A 16,086-nucleotide genomic window follows, 5' to 3' on the forward strand; every position below is an offset into this window, starting at 1 on the left:
CTAGCCCACCAGATCTTTCAGCTGGTCGACCAGATCGGTCTTTTCCCATGAGAAACCGCCATCGGCATCCGGCTTGCGGCCAAAGTGACCATAAGCTGCCGTGCGCGCGAAGATCGGCTTGTTGAGGCCGAGCGCCGTGCGGATGCCGCGCGGCGACAGGTCCATCACTTCCATCAGGCGCTTTTCAAGCTTGCGCTCATCAGTGTTCGCCGTGTCGTGAAGATTGACGTTGATGGAGAGCGGACGCGCCACGCCGATCGCGTAGGAAAGCTGCAGCGTGCAGCGCTGGGCGAGGCCAGCGGCCACGACATTCTTGGCAAGGTAGCGCGCGGCATAGGCAGCCGAGCGGTCAACTTTCGTCGGGTCCTTACCGGAGAAGGCGCCGCCACCATGCGGAGCCGAGCCGCCATAGGTGTCGACGATGATCTTGCGGCCGGTGAGGCCTGCGTCGCCGTCCGGACCACCGATGACGAACTTGCCGGTCGGGTTCACATAGAACTTGTCCTCATCCGGGAACCAGCCGTCTGGAAGGATCTCCGCAACCACCGGGCGGACAAGCTCGCGCACATCAGCGGCCGACAGGCCATCCTGGTGCTGGGTCGAGACCACGACGGCATCGACACCGACAGGCTTGCCATTGCTATACAGCATGGTGACCTGGCTCTTGGCGTCAGGTTCGAATTCTGGGCGCTCGCCTGAGTGGCGGAGGTCAGCCATCCGCTTCAGGATGCGGTGCGAATAGGAGATCGGCGCTGGCATCAGCTCATCGGTCTCATCGCTCGCATAGCCGAACATGATGCCCTGGTCGCCAGCACCTTCTTCAGTGTATGTGCCGGTGCCTTCATCGACGCCGGCGGCAATGTCTTCGGACTGGCCGTGAAGCCAGTTGTTGAGCTTCAGATTCTTCCAGTGAAAGCCGTCCTGCTCATAGCCGATCTCCTTCACGGCGGCGCGAACAACATCCTCGATCATGTCTGGCGTGATCGTGTCCGGCCCGCGCATCTCACCAAGGAGTGCGATCTGGTTCGTGGTCGCCGCAGTTTCGCAAGCGACGCGGACGCGCGACGTGTCGTAGCCTGCCTTGATGGCTTCGCGGAAATAGAGATCAACGACCTCGTCAGAAACGCGGTCACAAACCTTGTCAGGGTGGCCCTCAGAGACGCTCTCGCTGGTAAAAAGAAATACTGGATCGGTCAAAATTCTATTCCGGCTTTAGATTGGTCGACTTAGCTCTGTTATAGGGTTCGCCCTGATGAAGCTAGGGTTTTCACGAATCGTCTTCATCAATGACGGCGGCTGCCTTCACCGTAGCGAGAAGTGTCTTGCGTAGCTCCTCATTTCGGATCTTCTGAAAGTGGGAAACCAGGTCCATCGCCTCATGGTCGAATTGGGGTAGCGGCGCTGCTTCGGCGGAATCTTCCTGAAACTGTTCGGGAAGCGAGAGATACTCCTTGGCGCCTTCAAAAAAGTAGCAGATCTCCACATCCAGCACGATGGAAAGCTCGTAGAGTCGGCCCGCCGATATGCGGTTGACGCCCTTTTCGTATTTCTGGACCTGTTGAAAGGTGAGGCCGAGCTTCTCGCTCAGCTGTTCCTGTGTCCATTTCAGCTCTTTTCGGCGCCAACGGATGCGCTGGCCTACCAGCTCATCAATCCTGTTGGGTAATTTACTCTCGGGCATAATATCGCTTTTAAAGGTGTCGCGTCGGGATTGGTTCTGGCTGGGCTTCTAGCGTCGCCAGGTGAAGAAGGCCAGAACCGTGAAGCCAGCGAGTGTCAGCCAGAAGAGCGCAGCGCCGAAGCGCTGATACGCCGTGGTCGCCAGCGGTTCGGGCAGCGGCGCGCGCACAACCGATGACACCCAGCCGTCAGGATCACCCGGTCGGCGCTGGCCGCGCGCAGTTTCGCGGCCATACCCGTCAATGACAGCCGTGGCGCCGCGGCTTGCGACACGTGCCATTGGCAGACCGCTCTCAATGGAACGATAGCGGTTCTGGGCATAATGCTGCGCCGGGCCGAGGCCGCGGCCGAACCAGGCATCATTGGAGATGGTCACGATCCACTCGGCCGCTTCGCGCTGCGGCTTCGCGATCCGGGTAATCTCGGGAAAGAGCGCCTCATAGCAGATCAGCGCAACGAAGGGCGGCACATCGCGCGGGAAGACGACGGTTGGTTCTGCGCCGGGGGTAAAGCCTGCCGATGCGAGTTCCTGCATGGCGCCGGGAAGGAAACCGGCCATCATGTCGCCGAACGGGATGATGTCGGTCGCGGCCAGTTCTCCGAATGGTACCAGCCGGTGTTTGTCATAGAGACCAATCAGTTCCGACTGTCCGTTCTGCGCGGCAAGTACTGCGAGGCTATTGAAAAACACGGTCTCCTCATCATCGAGGCTGCGGCGCGTGGAGCCGACGATCAGCGTGCGATTGCCGAGATAGGTGGAGATCGTGTCGATCGCATAGGTGTTGGTAAGCAGGTAGAAGGGCAGGGCGCCCTCGGGCCAGATGACGATGTCATCATCGGCGCTTTCAACCTCCTGAAGGAAGTTGAGATATCGGCGAAATAGCCGGTCAGAGGCGCCATTATACTTGTCTGCCTGCGGCACACCCGGATCCATCAGGACGACGTGCTGCTCTGTCATCTGGGATGGTTCTGCAAGACGCTGCGCGCCCCAGGCCCAGCCGACGCTGGCAAGGATCACTGCCGCTGTAATCGGCAAGGCGCGCTCGAACAGGCCGCGAACTTCGCGCGTATCGACGAGGGCTGCGGGTGCGGCGCTCACAAACAGCGTCAGCAGCGTCAGCCAGTAGACCCCGCCAAGCGATGCCGCCTGTGAAAGCGAGCTACCCGGCGTCCAGGTCGTGCCGAAGATATTCCACGGAAAGCCACCGAAAAGATAGCCGCGCAGCAGCTCTGCCAGCCCCATAAAGACGGTGAAGATGAAAACGCGCGAGGGCGAAGCAGACCAGAAGGCACCAGCGAGGCAAAACGCGCCACCCCAGATCAGGGCCATACCCCCCGGCAACAGGACCAGGGGCATCCAGATATATGCGGCATGTTGGGCTGGATCGACCAGGAATGGCGAGACCGTCCAGTACATGCTAACCAGAAAGAAGCCATAGCCAAACGCCCAGCCGCGCATGAAGAGGGCGCGGCCCCAACGGGCCTTCTTGCGCGCCCCGTCCATCATCCAGACGAGCAGCGTTACACAAACGACAAGCGCAAGCGCGATGTGGAATGGCGCAAAGCCAAGCGCTGCGATGGCGCCCAGAATGATGCACAGCAGGAAAGCGAGCAGGCCTGAAATGCCCGATATACCCTGATGAAGGGGGGCGAGGGCTGTCAGCCCGTAGCTCTGCTCGCGAGCGCTCAAGCGCCAACCTCGGCGGTGGCGCGCCGGATGACGAGGCGTTCAATTCGCCGGGCGTCGCCGTCCATGATCTCTATGTCTGCACCCGCTGGGTGTCGCAGCACCTCCCCGCGCAGCGGCACTTTCCCGGCAAGCGCGAAAGCCACGCCGCCAAGTGTGTCGACTTCAACATCCTGATCGCCAAGATCGAGATCCATTCCGGTCTTTTCGAGAAAGTCCGAAATCTCCATACGCGCATCCACTTCCCAGGCATGGCGACCACGGCGCACGACCATGGCTGGCTCCTCATCGTGCTCATCTTCGATGTCGCCGACGATTTCTTCCATAAGGTCCTCAAGCGAGACGAGGCCGTCCGTGCCGCCATATTCGTCGACAACAAGCGCCATATGGATACGGCTCGTCTGCATCTTCACGAGCAGGTCAGCGAGCTTCATTGAAGGCGGGACGTATAGGATATCGCGGCGCAGACGTTCCAGCGGGCGGTCCATGCCTTCGCCGCCGCGCGCAATCTCTCCGACCACATCCTTGATGTGGACGAGGCCGATCGGGTCATCCAGCGTCTCGCGATAGACAGGTAGGCGCGAATGGGACTCTTCGGCGTACAGTTGGATCAGCGCTGGCAGGTCAGTGGAGAGTTCGACGCCGACAATCTCTGCCCGCGGAACCATGACATCGGCAACTCGGCCCTGCTCAAATTCTGCAAGGCGCAGTCGAAGCTGGGCAGGCGTATGCTGTGCGTTCTGCACCGTTACAGCTTCTGCTTGCTGCTCTTCGTTTTCGCGCCGCCTGCTAAATCTGAATAGGCGCGGGCGGCGCCGTCTCTCTCGGTCAGTTGTGTCAGTCATCTCGTTCCAGCTCAGAGGTCCCTGCCATAGGGATCGCCAATTCCAAGACCGGCAAGGGCCTTGATCTCGAGCGCCTCCATTTCGCGGGCCTCTTCCTCGTTCATATGATCATAGCCGAGCAGGTGAAGATAGCCGTGAATGACGAGGTGGCTCAGGTGATCGGTCAGTTTGATACCGCGTGTGGCTGCATCGCCACGCGATACGCCAAGTCCGACGGCGATGTCGCCCAGGAATGGCGCGTCCATTTCATCAGCCGGAAAGGACAGCACATCGGTCGGTTTGTCCTTGCCGCGCCAGTCACGGTTCAGCGTGTGCATCTCATCATCATCGGTCAGGAGAAGCGCGACTTCTCCCTCAATGGCGACAAGCGCAAAAGCGGCGTCTAGCGCGCGCTGGCAGACCGCTTCGGCGTCTTCCATTTCATTAGCCCAGCCTGCGTCCTCTATGCGCAGGTCCAGCACGATGCTCACGATCCGGCCCCCGGCGTCTTGTCGTCGCCAGTGCCCGCATCTCTGTCATAGGCGCGAATGATGCGTGAGACGAGCGCATGACGGCGCACATCAGACGCGGTGAAGTGAACAATGCCTGTGCCTTCGACGCCTTCAAGAATGCGAAGCGCATGGGCAAGGCCCGACGGCGTTTTCGGCGGCAGATCCACTTGTCCCGGATCGCCCGTGACGACCATGCGCGAGTCGCGGCCAAGACGCGTCAGGACCATCTTGGTCTGCCCAATCGTGGCGTTCTGCGCTTCGTCCATGATGACAAAGGCGTTCTTGAGCGTGCGGCCCCGCATGAAGGCGAGCGGGGCGACCTCGATGATCTTCTTCTCACGCATGCGTTCGACATGATCGGCGCCGAGCACTTCATTCAGCGCATCCCAGATCGGGCGAAGATAAGGCTCAACCTTCTCTTCAAGATCGCCAGGCAGGAAGCCGAGATTCTCGCCAGCCTCGACGGCAGGGCGTGTGATGATCAGGCGTTCCTTGGTCTTCTTGCGAAGCTCTGCAGCGCCCGCGGCGACCGCGAGATAGGTCTTGCCGGTACCAGCTGGCCCGACACCAAAGACGAGGTCGCGGCCCTCGCGGGTGAGGTAGTCGATATACTGGGCCTGCGTGCGCGTTTGCGGCATCACAGGCACGCGAAGCCCGGTCAGTGAGCCATAGCTTTCAGCCGGCGCGCGGGCCTGATCGATGGCGCCTTCGAAGGCGTCCTCACCAGCGGCCGGGTCGCTCTTCAGCATGCGCTCAAACGCCGCCAGTGCCGCTTCGGCGTCGGCGACAGCGGCCTGCGTGCCGGTCAGCCGGATGCTGCCGCCCTGGCTGTCGGCTTTCAGCTTGCCATCGATAAGGGCCATTTCCAGCTTCATCAGATTGCGATGCTGCGGCCCGCAGATCGCAGGAAGAAGCGCTGGATTGTCCGGGGTGTAGAGGCGGGTGACGGTGCCTTTCAAATCAGGCGGCCTCCACCGCACGGGCGTATTCGCCGGTGAGGGAGCTCATCGTCGAGCCGACAATCTTCACGTCCACAATCTGTCCAACAAGGCTTTCAGGCGCATCGAAGTGAACGGCCTGCATCCAGGGGGAGCGGCCATGCGCCTGACCCGGCATCTTGCCCTTGCCAGTCACGAGAACGGGCAGCGTTTCACCAACCTTGGAGGCGTTAAATTCGGTCTGTTGCTGCTTCAGCAGGGCCTGCAGCCGCTGCAGGCGCTCATCCTTCACCTCTTCAGGCACATGGCCGAACATGTCAGCCGCCGGTGTGCCCGGGCGCGGAGAATATTTGAACGAATAGGCAATGGCATAGCCGACTTCGCGGACGAGGTTCATCGTGTCCTCAAAGTCCTGATCGGACTCGCCCGGGAAGCCGACGATGAAATCAGACGCGAGCGCCATGTCAGGGCGCGCATCGCGCATCCGGCGCATGATGTCGAGATAGTGCTCGGCTGTGTGGCCACGGTTCATCGCTTTCAGAATGCGGTCAGAGCCGGACTGCACGGGCAGGTGCAGGAAAGGCATCAGCTCCGGCACTTCGCCATGCGCTGCGATGAGGTCATCGTCCATGTCCCGCGGGTGGCTGGTTGTGTAGCGGATCCGGTCGATTCCACCGATTTTGGACAGGTGACGCGCAAGCTGGCCAAGGCCCCATTCACCGCCGCCTTCCAGCTTTGGCGCTGCGCCATGCCAGGCATTCACATTCTGGCCGAGTAGCGAGATGTCACGTACGCCCTGCGCGGCAAGGCTGCGCGCTTCCATGACAATGTCATCCACAGGGCGCGAAAGCTCTGCGCCGCGGGTGTAAGGCACGACACAGAAGGTGCAGAACTTGTCGCAGCCTTCCTGCACCGACAGGAAAGCGGCAGGGCCATCCGCCTCACGCTGCTTTGGCAGGGCGTCGAACTTCTCAAGCGTCTCGAATTCAGTCTCGAGCCGGTCACCTGCCGCGCGGCTGGCGCGTGCGACCATTTCAGGCAGCTTGTGATAGGCTTGCGGGCCAAGCACGAGATCCACGGCAGGCTGGCGGCGCATGATCTCGGCGCCTTCGGCCTGCGCCACGCAACCTGCAACGGCGATGGTCATCTTGCCGCCGGCGGCCTCTTTCATCTTCTTGATCTGGCCGAGCTCGGAATAGACCTTCTCGGTCGCCTTCTCACGGATGTGGCAGGTGTTCAGAACAACGAGGTCAGCGGTCTCCGGACCGTCGACAGGCTGATAGCCGAGCGGGCGCAGCACATCGCGCATGCGCTCGCTGTCATAGACATTCATCTGGCAGCCATACGTCTTGATGAAAAGACGCTTGGGCTCTGGGCGCGAAGTTGGGGTGGTCATCCGCGGGCTTATGCAACAAAACAGGCCTTGGGGCCAGCCTCGGGAGTTAGTTGGACTTGTCCGATTTCAGCGGCACGCCGTAAAGCTCCAGCCGGTGATCGACCAGCCTGTAGCCCAAGCGTTCAGCGATCTCGACCTGAAGGCGTTCGATCTCTTCAGAATGAAACTCGACGACGTCGCCGGTTTTCACGTCGATCAGGTGATCGTGATGCTCTTCAGGCACTTCCTCGAAGCGGGCCCGCCCGTCGCGGAATTCGTGTCGCTCGATGATGCCGCTTTCCTCAAACAGCTTCACCGTCCGGTAGACAGTTGCCAGCGAGATGGAGTTGTCGAGCGCATTGGCGCGGCGGTGCAGCTCTTCTGCATCGGGATGGTCATCGGACGTGGACAGCACGCGCGCAATCGTGCGGCGCTGCTCGGTCATACGGAGACCTTTTTCGGTGCAAAGCTTTTCGAGACGATCCATGGCCTGTTCATGCCCCCGATTTGTTCGTGTGTCCAGCGAGTGGACGTGACATTAGCACTGCGTCCGCAGCGGCGCCGTCTTCCCGGCGGTAATAGTTCTTGCGAACACCATCACGCCCGAATCCATTGCGCTCATAGAAAGAGATAGCGGGAAGATTGTCGCCAGCAACATCCAGCATCAGCCGGTCTATGCCGTAGGGGCCAAGCAATGTGGCTGCATGATCGAAGAGTTGCTGCGCTGCGCCGCTGCGCCTTGCGGCGGGATGAACGCAGATCGTCAGGATTTCAGCGTCCGGTGGGACGCGCTGTATCAGAAGCAGGCCAATAAGATTTGCGCCATCTTCCAGGCCGAGCGCGAGCGTGGTCTGTGCGCTGAGCGTCCCGCGCATGGAGCGGGCGCTCCACTGGCCGCTCACGTCAAAACAGGCCGCGTGCAGCATGGCCGCACGCGCTGAATCTTCCTCGTTGAGAATGACGATGCTGCGCCGTCCGGCCATTACGGTTTGCGGCCGCCAGGCAGGGCTGCGTCTGGCGCACGTACATAGACAGGGCGCGCCACGCCGGCAGGATTGTCGGCGCCTGCAGCAAACTCCGCCGTCCGCCGCGCACTTGGGCGGGCTTCATGAATCTCGATCCCATCGAGCGCAGTATCCAGCGTGCCGCCCACTTCGCCAAAGACAAAGTGCGGATGAGCACTGAGTTCAGCCTTTATGGCGTCGAGGCCGAGCTCTTCCGGTTCACCGGTGGCCGCGCCTGTGCGGAACCGTTGCACCCAATAGGACAGGTCAGGTGGGCGTCTCTTGGCGGGAAGGGCAACAATGGCGGAGCCTTGCTGGCCTGCAGGGAGTGCGGCTTCGAGCGCGGTCACGCCGACACACGGCACCTTGAGCGCCAATGCCAGGCCGCGCGCAAACGCGACGCCAACGCGAATGCCAGTAAAGCTACCGGGGCCGGTAACGACGCCGATCCGTGCAACATCCTGAAGGCCGAAACCTGCATCATTCAGGCAGGCCTCAACGATTGCAGGCAGGCGCGCATCCTGTCCGCGCACCATCTCTTCATGGCATTCGGAGAGGCAATCGCCACCTTCCAGAACCGCGACATCGCAGGCCGGGCCGGACGTATTGATACCAAGCGTCAGCATGACAGGGACGCTCGCCTAGAGAACCTTGCAGGCCTCGTCGAAGCTGAGGCGCGGGCTGCGGTCGAAAATCGTGCTGTCATCGCCGTGACCAATGGCGCAGAGAAAGTTCGAGCGCCAGTGATGGGTCTCATCCTTGTCGGCGAAGAATTCGAGATCAACACCATCCTGGTTGAAGCCGGACATCGGTGCGCAGTCGAGACCGAGCGCGCGCGCGGCCAGCATCAGATAGGCGCCCTGAAGCGAACCATTGCGCATGGCGTGCTCTTCGCGGGCATGCGGATCGGAAAACCAGTCTTTCGCGCCCGGATTGTGCGGGAAGAGTTGAGGGATTTTCTCATGAAACATGAAGTCATTGGCGATGATGCAGACCCATGGCGCGCTCAACGTCTTGTCGACGTTGCCTTCCATCAGGTGCGGTTTGAGGCGCGCCTTGGCCTCTTCGGTGCGAATGAAAACAAACCGGGCCGGGCAACAATTGGCGCTCGTCGCGCCCATTTTCGCAAGGTCGTAAACCGCGCGGATCAGGGTCTCGGGTACGTCCTTGTCATGCCACCCATTATAGGAACGGCCCTTCCGCCAGATGAGGTCGAGGGCATAGTCGTTGACCGGATCGGACATGGTTCGGATTTCCTTGCTCGTGATTTTCTAGAGTGCAGCTTCGACCGCGTTCACTTCGGGCACATAGGCCTTAAGCATATTCTCGATACCCTGCTTCAGCGTCATGGTGGAGGATGGGCAGCCTGCACAGGCGCCGCGCATGGCAAGGTGGACGATCCCTGTGTCGGCATCAAAGCGCTGGAAGGTGATATCGCCGCCATCCTGCGCCACGGCAGGACGAACGCGCGTTTCGATCAGCTCCAGGATCTCGCCGACGATTTCCGCAGTTTCGCCTTCATAATCATCCGCCGTGGTCGCATTGGCATCAACTTGCGGCGCCGCGCCGCCATCGCTCAGCACGGGAAGCCCGGCGACGTAGTGGTCCATGATAGCGGCCAGTACCATCGGGCGCAGATGCTTCCAGTCGGACCCTTCGGCCTTGGAGACAGACAGGAAGTCTGGCCCGAGGAAAACGCGGGTTACGCCGTCTACATTGAAAACAGTCTGAGCAAGCGGGCTGGAGCCAGCCTCTTCAACGCTCGCGAAATCAAACGGGCCGACAGCGCCGGCAACGGTTTCGCCCGGGATGAACTTGATCGTGTCGGGGTTTGGTGTGGGCTCGGTCTGTATGAACATCGAAGGTCCGGCACTCTCTTGTCTGCTAACGCCGTTCAGATGGACGTCCGCGCCGCCCGTTTCAAGCCGTGTCTGGCCGTCCCGGGCACCCTGTCCTGCAAACTATTGAGTGCCTGCCGCGCCGGTGAGCGCAGCTTTGGCCTGGTCCTCTGCGTCGATGATGATGGCGCCGCCAAGATCACGCGTCGCCCGGCCAGCTTCGCCGATGTAGAATGCCATCATGGCGAGGTGATCGGCCATGATCCGCGCATCGCCTGACTGGCTCGAGACGAAAACCGGATCAAGGGTCGCCGCCTTGCGCCATGCCGCGACGAGCCGATCGATCCGCGATTGGACCGCTTCGCTGACCAGCGTATCCGGTTCTGCATTGAGGCTGGCCGCTATCAGCTGGCTCGCAAGCTGTGCGCGGGCGCGTGCGGCGTAAAATGCTTCGATGTCCGCTTTGGATGCAGGCCAGCCATCGCGCAGGTTGGACTGCTCACCAAGCTCTGCCGCCGATACATCCGACCAGCTGGCCATCAGGCCGAGCTTGTCGAGAAGGTTCTCGAAACCCGCTGCTTCGGACGCAAGGTCGCGCTCCAGCCGGCCTTCATAGCGCGCCAGTGCCTCGGCGGCGGCGGCGAGGCGCGGGGTCTGCTCAAGTTGCGGATCGATAGCGAGCAGACGAGCGGCTGCAGACAGGTCGGGGTCTGCTGTTCCGCGCGGTGTCTTTGCCTGCATAGACATCAACCGCGTGTACTCACTCATCGAAGACGACAGGGTTTCCTGCCAGGCAGGAAGGCCGGTCAGGCGGGCCTGCGGATGCCAGCCGGGCCGGTCGTTCGCCCAGCCCGGGCCCTGGATCTCACGGCCAATCATGGTGATGATGATTCCAGTTTCCGGAGACGTCCAGGGGCGTTCAGCCGACAGGACGACCGGCTCGTCCTTGATGTCGTGCGACCCGGCGACGAGCGCGGGATAGAAAGCGACGATTGCCAGAATACCGAGGATTTTCAGCGCCTTCACGCCGCGCGCCCACCACCATTCGGCGCTTTGCATAAGCGGTGAGGGTTCAGCTTCGTCGAGATAGGAGTCCGGCAGGTCCGTTCCGATAAGCGTCACAGCAAGCCCGTCTCCACGGGTCTTTACTGGAAGCTTTTCGACATTGTTCATGCGGTCGCTGATCCGGTCATGGCGCGCGCGGGAGCAGCCTCAACCGGTCCCGCAACTTGTTGGATTAAGACTTTGTTAACACATAAATCTTGATCCGCCCACGGTCTATCATGCGTTTATTGCGCACCCGGAACGAAAAGCCGCCCATGTAGGCGCGGAGATCTGGCAACTGAAGGCTTGGTGCCTAAAGCCCCAGAGTCTGGATGACCGCCAGCGCGCTTGCTGCAGCGATTACAGAAAGAAGCACGAACAGCCCGATCTGTCCGCCGTGATGACGTTTTACGGCCCGCTCAGTTGTCGTTGCCATCTTCCGTACTCTCCTCTTGGTCGCCAGCCTCAAGCTCCTTGACCTGGTCGCTGACGCCTTCAGCAATGTCCTGAACGCGGTCGAGACGTTCCTGTTGCCTGTCACAGGCTGAAAGCGCGGAGACGCCGACAGTCATTGTCAGGATCAACGCGGCCAGTGGCCGGGATGGGAGGGACCGCAATGCTTTCATTTGGGGGAGGCAGATAGTCTGAATCGACGAAGAAGGCGAGCGATTTACTCTAAATGGCGCCGAGTGCCCGGCCGACGGTCTCACCTGCTTCTTGGATGGCGTCGCGCGCTGGAAGGGAAACAGCGGTCAGGTTCATAAAGCCGTGCACCATGCCTGGATGCTCGCGGATCGTTACCGGCACCCCATGAGCAGCAAGCTTGCTGGCATAGGCGCGCCCCTCATCCTTCAGCGGATCCCAGCCGCACAGGACGACATGGGCGGGGGGTAGACCATTGAAATCGCTATCAGGGGCGAAGAGGGGCGAGACCTTCCTGTCCATCCGGTCGCTCTCGGCCTGAATGTAGGCGTCGCGGAAATAGTCGAAGAGCCTTTCAGACAGGAAGAATCCTTCCTGAAAGGTCAGCTTCTTCGTTCTGATGTCGACGAACTGCACCAGAGGGTAGAGCAGCAGCTGGAAGGACGGCGCAGGCTCTCCCTTCCGGTTCAGCTCCTGACAGAGATAAGCGGCCAGATTGCCGCCGGCGCTATCGCCTGCCACGCATAGTCGCTCAGGGTCCATTTTCAGAAACTCGGTGCGCTGGGTTGCCCAGGTCCAGATTGCCATCGCGTCTTCATGCGCAGCGGGAAACGGGTGTTCGGGGGCGAGTCTGTAGTGCACCGAGAGGACGCGGCACCGCGACCCAGCCGCGAGTCTGCGGCAGATCATGTCATGGCTGTCGAGATCACCAAGGACGAAGCCGCCGCCGTGAAAGAACAGGATCCCCGGCCCCGGCCCGATGCCTGCGCCAAGGGGTGTGTAGAGACGTGCTTTTAGCGGCCCATCAGCCCCATCAACCGCAAGCGTCGAAATGTCGGCCAGCTCCGGTGCGTCACGTTCGACGGACCGGCTGGCGCGATAGAAACTACTGCGCAGCCGATCGGCCGACTGGATGATATCCAGCTTGGAAAAGTCCGGCAGCTTGAAGCGATCCAGAAAGGTGCGCAGGGTTTCGTCGAGGGCCATGCTACTAGAATGACGTCGTCATCCTCGAATTTGAAGCCGGATTATCGCTGGCTCTGAATAATTTTTTCCGCCAGATTGATGGCATGTCCGTAATCGATGTTTTCTGGTCTTTCCGCTCGCCATACTCCTATCTCGCGACCAGACGGCTTATTTCGCTGAGTAAAGACTGGGACGTGCGCGTTCGCCCGCGACCGGTTTACCCTATCGCTATTCGCACCCCTGATTTCTTCCAGACCATTCGTCCGCAATGGACGCCATATCTCATGCGGGACATCTTCCGGCTGGCTGTATATCTTGACCTGCCCATGGCGCGGCCAGACCCTGACCCAGTCGTCATGAACATGGCGACGCGTCAGATTTCGGAAGAGCAGCCCTATATCGGCCGCCTGACCAGAATGGGTGTGCTGGCCTGCGAGGCAGGCGACGCGCAAGGTTGGGCGCTCCTCGATGAGGTTTCGACACTCATCTGGTCAGGCACGCCCTGGATGACCTCTGATCATCTGGAAAAAGCTGTTACGCGAGCCGGGTTTGATCTCGCACACCTCGATGCGCGTCAGTCTGATGAGAAAGACAGGCTGGAGGGGGTCATCAAGGCCAATGAAGACGCCCAGCAGCCTTATCATTGGGGCGTCCCGCTCATGGTGTTCGAAGACGAGGCCTTCTTTGGGCAGGACCGTATAGATCTTCTGGAGTGGCGCCTCGAGAAAGCCGGCGTCAAACGCGCCTGACGCCTAATAGGCCGACATCATCCAGATGATCCGCCGGATGCCATAGCGGTCCAGATAGTCGAGCCCGGTCGTCCACAAACGCGCCTTTGTCATCTCGGGCAGGTTCTCGACGCGCTGGATCATGCGCACGCCAAGGTCGCAGAAGTTCACCGTCTCGAGCGCCGCATCCATCTCTCGCCGGCTTTTGCCCTCGGTGGTCAGCAGCAGGGTAAGGTCGCTATCGAACAAGGCACCGGTGCCGAGCGTCTGGAGGGCGCTCATATCGGCGCGGGACGGATAGCCCCTGTTCTGGGGCCGTATCCTCGCATCGATCACCGCATCGAGCAGGATGGTCAGCGTCTCTAGCGAATAATCGTAAAGCGGCTCACCGGGGGCGAGATAGGACTGCAGCAGAAGGTAGGCATCCTGCTCGGCAAGCTCTGCATAGGCGACGAGGTCGGTGCCCATACAATAAGGCGAGCCGGACCCCGACAGGCTTTCCAGCCGCGAGCGGGTCAGCTCCATAACCTCATTTGCATAGCGTATGTCGGCTTTGGAAAGGCGCTGCAGGCTCTGCATGATCGGTTCGCTACCGGCCTGCAGGAGAAGCACGCCAATCTCCCCCTCAGGCACGCCCCGCTCAAGTGCGACCAGCAGTGTCTCGCGCAACTGCCGGGCCTCTGCAGGAAAGGCGCTGTCGAGCTTTCTGAAATAGGTGCGCGTCAGCGCGTCTTCGCCAAGCGTGGCAAGCGCAGCTTCGGCCTCAGCTTCCATGTCGCTGGCGACTTCATCACTGATCTGTCCGCCCGTGAAAGAGGGCCAGGCGAACAGGAGACCGGTGACGGCGAGGGCAAGCACGAAGGCGGCGGCCACAATCCAGGTGCCGCCAGACGCCGCCTTGCCCTTTCCCCCATCCGGTCTGTCTGGTTCGCCGCTCACACTCAGGCTGTGATGACGCCGGGTGCTGGCGGTTCACTGAAGAGGCCGCGCACCAGATCGTCGCGCCGGTCGATGACGCAACGCTGGTTCACATAGCCCTTGTCAGTGATTTCGCCCGCATCGATGGATGGCGGCTCGGTCATGACGGTAAAGCGGCGGATCTTGCGCGAAGAGCCTTTTTCGCCCGCATTGAACGCCTTCACCTTCTCGGTGAGGTCGGCGGTCAGCTGCGCGAGCGCTTTCGGCGCATCGCCTTCGGCCTTCTTCACATAGGACATGAAGGTCGCCTGCGCGGGCCAGAACATTGCGGCTGCAAAGTCCTTGTCCTGACCGGCAATGACAGCGTCAAAGACAAGCGGAGAACAGGCCGCGACAACGTCAGGACGCAGCGTGCCGACAGACACCCATGTACCGGTCGACAGCTTGAAGTCCTCACCAACGCGGCCGTCAAAAATGATCCCTTTATTGGGGTCATTCTCATCCACCATGATGGCGGCGTCGCCCAGCTTGTAGAAGCCTTCCTCGTCGAACACTTCGGCATTCTTGTCCGGCATGTCGAGATAGCCCGGCATGACGCTTGGGCCCTTCACGCGAACTTCCAGCTTCGCGCCGTTCGGCACCAGCTTGAGGGTAGAACCCGGCAGTGGAAGGCCAATCAGGCCAACGCGCTCCACCACCCAGTGCACCACGGTAATCCCCTGCGTCTCGGTTGCGCCATACATGGTGATGATCGGAATGCGCTTGCCGGTCGCCTTGATGGCGAGCTTCTGCAGCCGGTCATAAAGGTCGTCCGACAGCGTCGCGCCACCATAGCCGATGGACCGCATATTCTTGAAGAAGGCCTCGAGCAGGTCGTCATCTTGCTCCATCGCGTCAGCCAGCATGGAGAGCGCGATTGGCGCGGTGCCGAAGGATGACGGGCTGACTTCGCGGATGTTGCGGATCGTTTCACCGAACAGGTCCGGGGTCGGCTTGCCGCCATCGATCCAAAAGGTCGAACCGTTGAACAGCGCGCCGTTGAAGTTCACGTTCGAGCCGGAAATGTGGTTCCACGGCAGCCAGTCGAGCACATTGTGGACCTCGTCCGGATCATAGTCCGGATCCTTTTCGTCATCACGCAGGCCATCGACGCCCGCGATCATTGCGCACATCGCGCCCTGCGTCTGTGGGACAGGTTTTGGCATGCCGGTCGAGCCGGAGGTGAAGAGGTACTTGCCGACGCTGTCGTCGTTCAGCTTCGACATGGCCTCATCGACGGCCGGGGTCGGCTGCGTGTCTGCCAGCGTGTCGAAGGACTGGATCTCATTCGTCGCGCCATTCTTGGCAAAGACCGTACAGCCATGCTCGCCAAGCGCGCCGAGCGCATTCTTGAACGGCGCGACATCCTGAACAAAGATCGCCTTGGGCTGTACCGCCTCAAAGCAATGCTTCAGCTTGCCGAAGTCGGTCGACATGGTGGAGTAGGGCACGGAAATCGGCGCGGCAGGGGCGCCGATCTTCATCGCTGCGAGGATCACCAGCGCGCTCTCGATGGAGTTGCCGGACAGGATCATCACAGGCGATTTCGGGCCAGCGCCCATGTCGAGGAAAGCCTGCGCCAGCGCATCGACTTGTCTTTTGCCTTCGCCATAGGTGACGGTCCGCCACTGATCGGTTTCAGGATCGCGCTGTTTCAGCCATGGGCGATCGGGATGTTCTGCGGCGCGCTCATCAAGGCAGTGCGGAATTGTCTTCGGCCGGTCGCCCGGTGTCTGGCGCGGTGTCAGATAGATTGTGCCGTCATCCTTGCGGACCATTTCGATGTCCGGCTCTTTCTGCGGCAGGGGGCGAAATGGCGGCAAAGCCTGTCCGTCAGCCATGGGTATCTCCCTTGAAATTCAGTTTTTTGTATAGCGCGACCAGTCTATAC

At 60.9% G+C, this 16,086-nt stretch carries 19 protein-coding genes; 1 reads left to right on the forward strand and 18 read right to left on the reverse strand.

Features of this window, described 5'->3' with window-relative positions:
• The 16 genes from metK to D1222_RS07665 form a co-directional block, all read right to left on the reverse strand.
• The gene (gene metK, locus D1222_RS07600; protein ID WP_119453573.1) at positions 1-1,197 is read right to left on the reverse strand and encodes a methionine adenosyltransferase; all 1,197 of its coding nucleotides are present in this window, start codon (positions 1,195-1,197) and stop codon (positions 1-3) included.
• Between the two features lie 70 nt (positions 1,198-1,267).
• The gene (locus tag D1222_RS07605; RefSeq protein ID WP_119453574.1) at positions 1,268-1,681 is read right to left on the reverse strand and encodes a helix-turn-helix domain-containing protein; all 414 of its coding nucleotides are present in this window, start codon (positions 1,679-1,681) and stop codon (positions 1,268-1,270) included.
• 48 nt (positions 1,682-1,729) lie between these two features.
• Positions 1,730-3,370 (reverse strand): apolipoprotein N-acyltransferase, encoded by a 1,641-nt coding sequence (gene lnt / locus D1222_RS07610; protein ID WP_119453575.1) that lies wholly within the window; start codon positions 3,368-3,370, stop codon positions 1,730-1,732.
• Complete coding sequence (locus D1222_RS07615) at positions 3,367-4,113, reverse strand: hemolysin family protein (RefSeq protein WP_233348563.1); 747 nt, start codon at positions 4,111-4,113, stop codon at positions 3,367-3,369. Before D1222_RS07615 ends, lnt begins: the two co-directional genes overlap by 4 nt.
• Positions 4,114-4,223: 110 nt before the next feature.
• Entirely contained in the window at positions 4,224-4,631 is a 408-nt protein-coding gene (gene ybeY, locus D1222_RS07620) for an rRNA maturation RNase YbeY (protein WP_119453768.1), read from the reverse strand.
• 47 nt (positions 4,632-4,678) lie between these two features.
• Positions 4,679-5,662, reverse strand: a complete 984-nt coding sequence (locus D1222_RS07625; protein ID WP_119453577.1) for a PhoH family protein — start codon at positions 5,660-5,662, stop codon at positions 4,679-4,681.
• A gap of 1 nt (position 5,663) precedes the next feature.
• The gene (gene miaB, locus D1222_RS07630; RefSeq protein ID WP_119453578.1) at positions 5,664-7,037 is read right to left on the reverse strand and encodes a tRNA (N6-isopentenyl adenosine(37)-C2)-methylthiotransferase MiaB; all 1,374 of its coding nucleotides are present in this window, start codon (positions 7,035-7,037) and stop codon (positions 5,664-5,666) included.
• A 46-nt stretch (positions 7,038-7,083) separates the two neighbouring features.
• The gene (locus D1222_RS07635; protein WP_119453579.1) at positions 7,084-7,503 is read right to left on the reverse strand and encodes a Fur family transcriptional regulator; all 420 of its coding nucleotides are present in this window, start codon (positions 7,501-7,503) and stop codon (positions 7,084-7,086) included.
• Between the two features lie 7 nt (positions 7,504-7,510).
• Positions 7,511-7,999 (reverse strand): GNAT family N-acetyltransferase, encoded by a 489-nt coding sequence (locus D1222_RS07640; protein WP_119453580.1) that lies wholly within the window; start codon positions 7,997-7,999, stop codon positions 7,511-7,513.
• A complete protein-coding gene (tsaB, locus tag D1222_RS07645; protein WP_119453581.1) occupies positions 7,999-8,646 on the reverse strand; it encodes a tRNA (adenosine(37)-N6)-threonylcarbamoyltransferase complex dimerization subunit type 1 TsaB in 648 nt (215 codons plus the stop codon). Before tsaB ends, D1222_RS07640 begins: the two co-directional genes overlap by 1 nt.
• Positions 8,647-8,661: 15 nt before the next feature.
• Positions 8,662-9,264, reverse strand: a complete 603-nt coding sequence (locus D1222_RS07650) for a malonic semialdehyde reductase (protein ID WP_119453582.1) — start codon at positions 9,262-9,264, stop codon at positions 8,662-8,664.
• A gap of 27 nt (positions 9,265-9,291) precedes the next feature.
• A complete protein-coding gene (locus D1222_RS15930) occupies positions 9,292-9,879 on the reverse strand; it encodes a NifU family protein (protein ID WP_119453583.1) in 588 nt (195 codons plus the stop codon).
• Between the two features lie 102 nt (positions 9,880-9,981).
• Positions 9,982-11,031: a hypothetical protein gene (locus tag D1222_RS07660; RefSeq protein WP_119453584.1), complete on the reverse strand. Its 1,050-nt coding sequence runs from the start codon at positions 11,029-11,031 to the stop codon at positions 9,982-9,984.
• Between the two features lie 184 nt (positions 11,032-11,215).
• Positions 11,216-11,338: a hypothetical protein gene (locus D1222_RS15895; protein ID WP_267896081.1), complete on the reverse strand. Its 123-nt coding sequence runs from the start codon at positions 11,336-11,338 to the stop codon at positions 11,216-11,218.
• Positions 11,322-11,474, reverse strand: a complete 153-nt coding sequence (locus D1222_RS15730; RefSeq protein WP_182481897.1) for a hypothetical protein — start codon at positions 11,472-11,474, stop codon at positions 11,322-11,324. The genes D1222_RS15895 and D1222_RS15730 overlap by 17 nt, the downstream gene beginning before the upstream one ends.
• Before the next feature lie 103 nt (positions 11,475-11,577).
• Positions 11,578-12,531 (reverse strand): alpha/beta hydrolase, encoded by a 954-nt coding sequence (locus D1222_RS07665; RefSeq protein WP_119453585.1) that lies wholly within the window; start codon positions 12,529-12,531, stop codon positions 11,578-11,580.
• A gap of 83 nt (positions 12,532-12,614) precedes the next feature.
• On the opposite strand from D1222_RS07665, the gene D1222_RS07670 reads away from it, so the two are divergent.
• Complete coding sequence (locus tag D1222_RS07670; protein ID WP_119453586.1) at positions 12,615-13,259, forward strand: 2-hydroxychromene-2-carboxylate isomerase; 645 nt, start codon at positions 12,615-12,617, stop codon at positions 13,257-13,259.
• Between the two features lie 3 nt (positions 13,260-13,262).
• On the opposite strand, the gene D1222_RS07675 is transcribed toward D1222_RS07670, so the two are convergent.
• Positions 13,263-14,177, reverse strand: coding sequence for a hypothetical protein (locus D1222_RS07675; protein ID WP_119453587.1), 915 nt, complete (start codon positions 14,175-14,177; stop codon positions 13,263-13,265).
• Positions 14,178-14,179: 2 nt separating this feature from the next.
• The gene (locus D1222_RS07680; protein WP_119453588.1) at positions 14,180-16,036 is read right to left on the reverse strand and encodes an AMP-binding protein; all 1,857 of its coding nucleotides are present in this window, start codon (positions 16,034-16,036) and stop codon (positions 14,180-14,182) included.
• Positions 16,037-16,086 lie beyond the last annotated feature (50 nt).

Source organism: Henriciella algicola (assembly GCF_003576245.1).
GTDB classification, from domain to species: Bacteria; Pseudomonadota; Alphaproteobacteria; order Caulobacterales; family Hyphomonadaceae; genus Henriciella; species Henriciella algicola.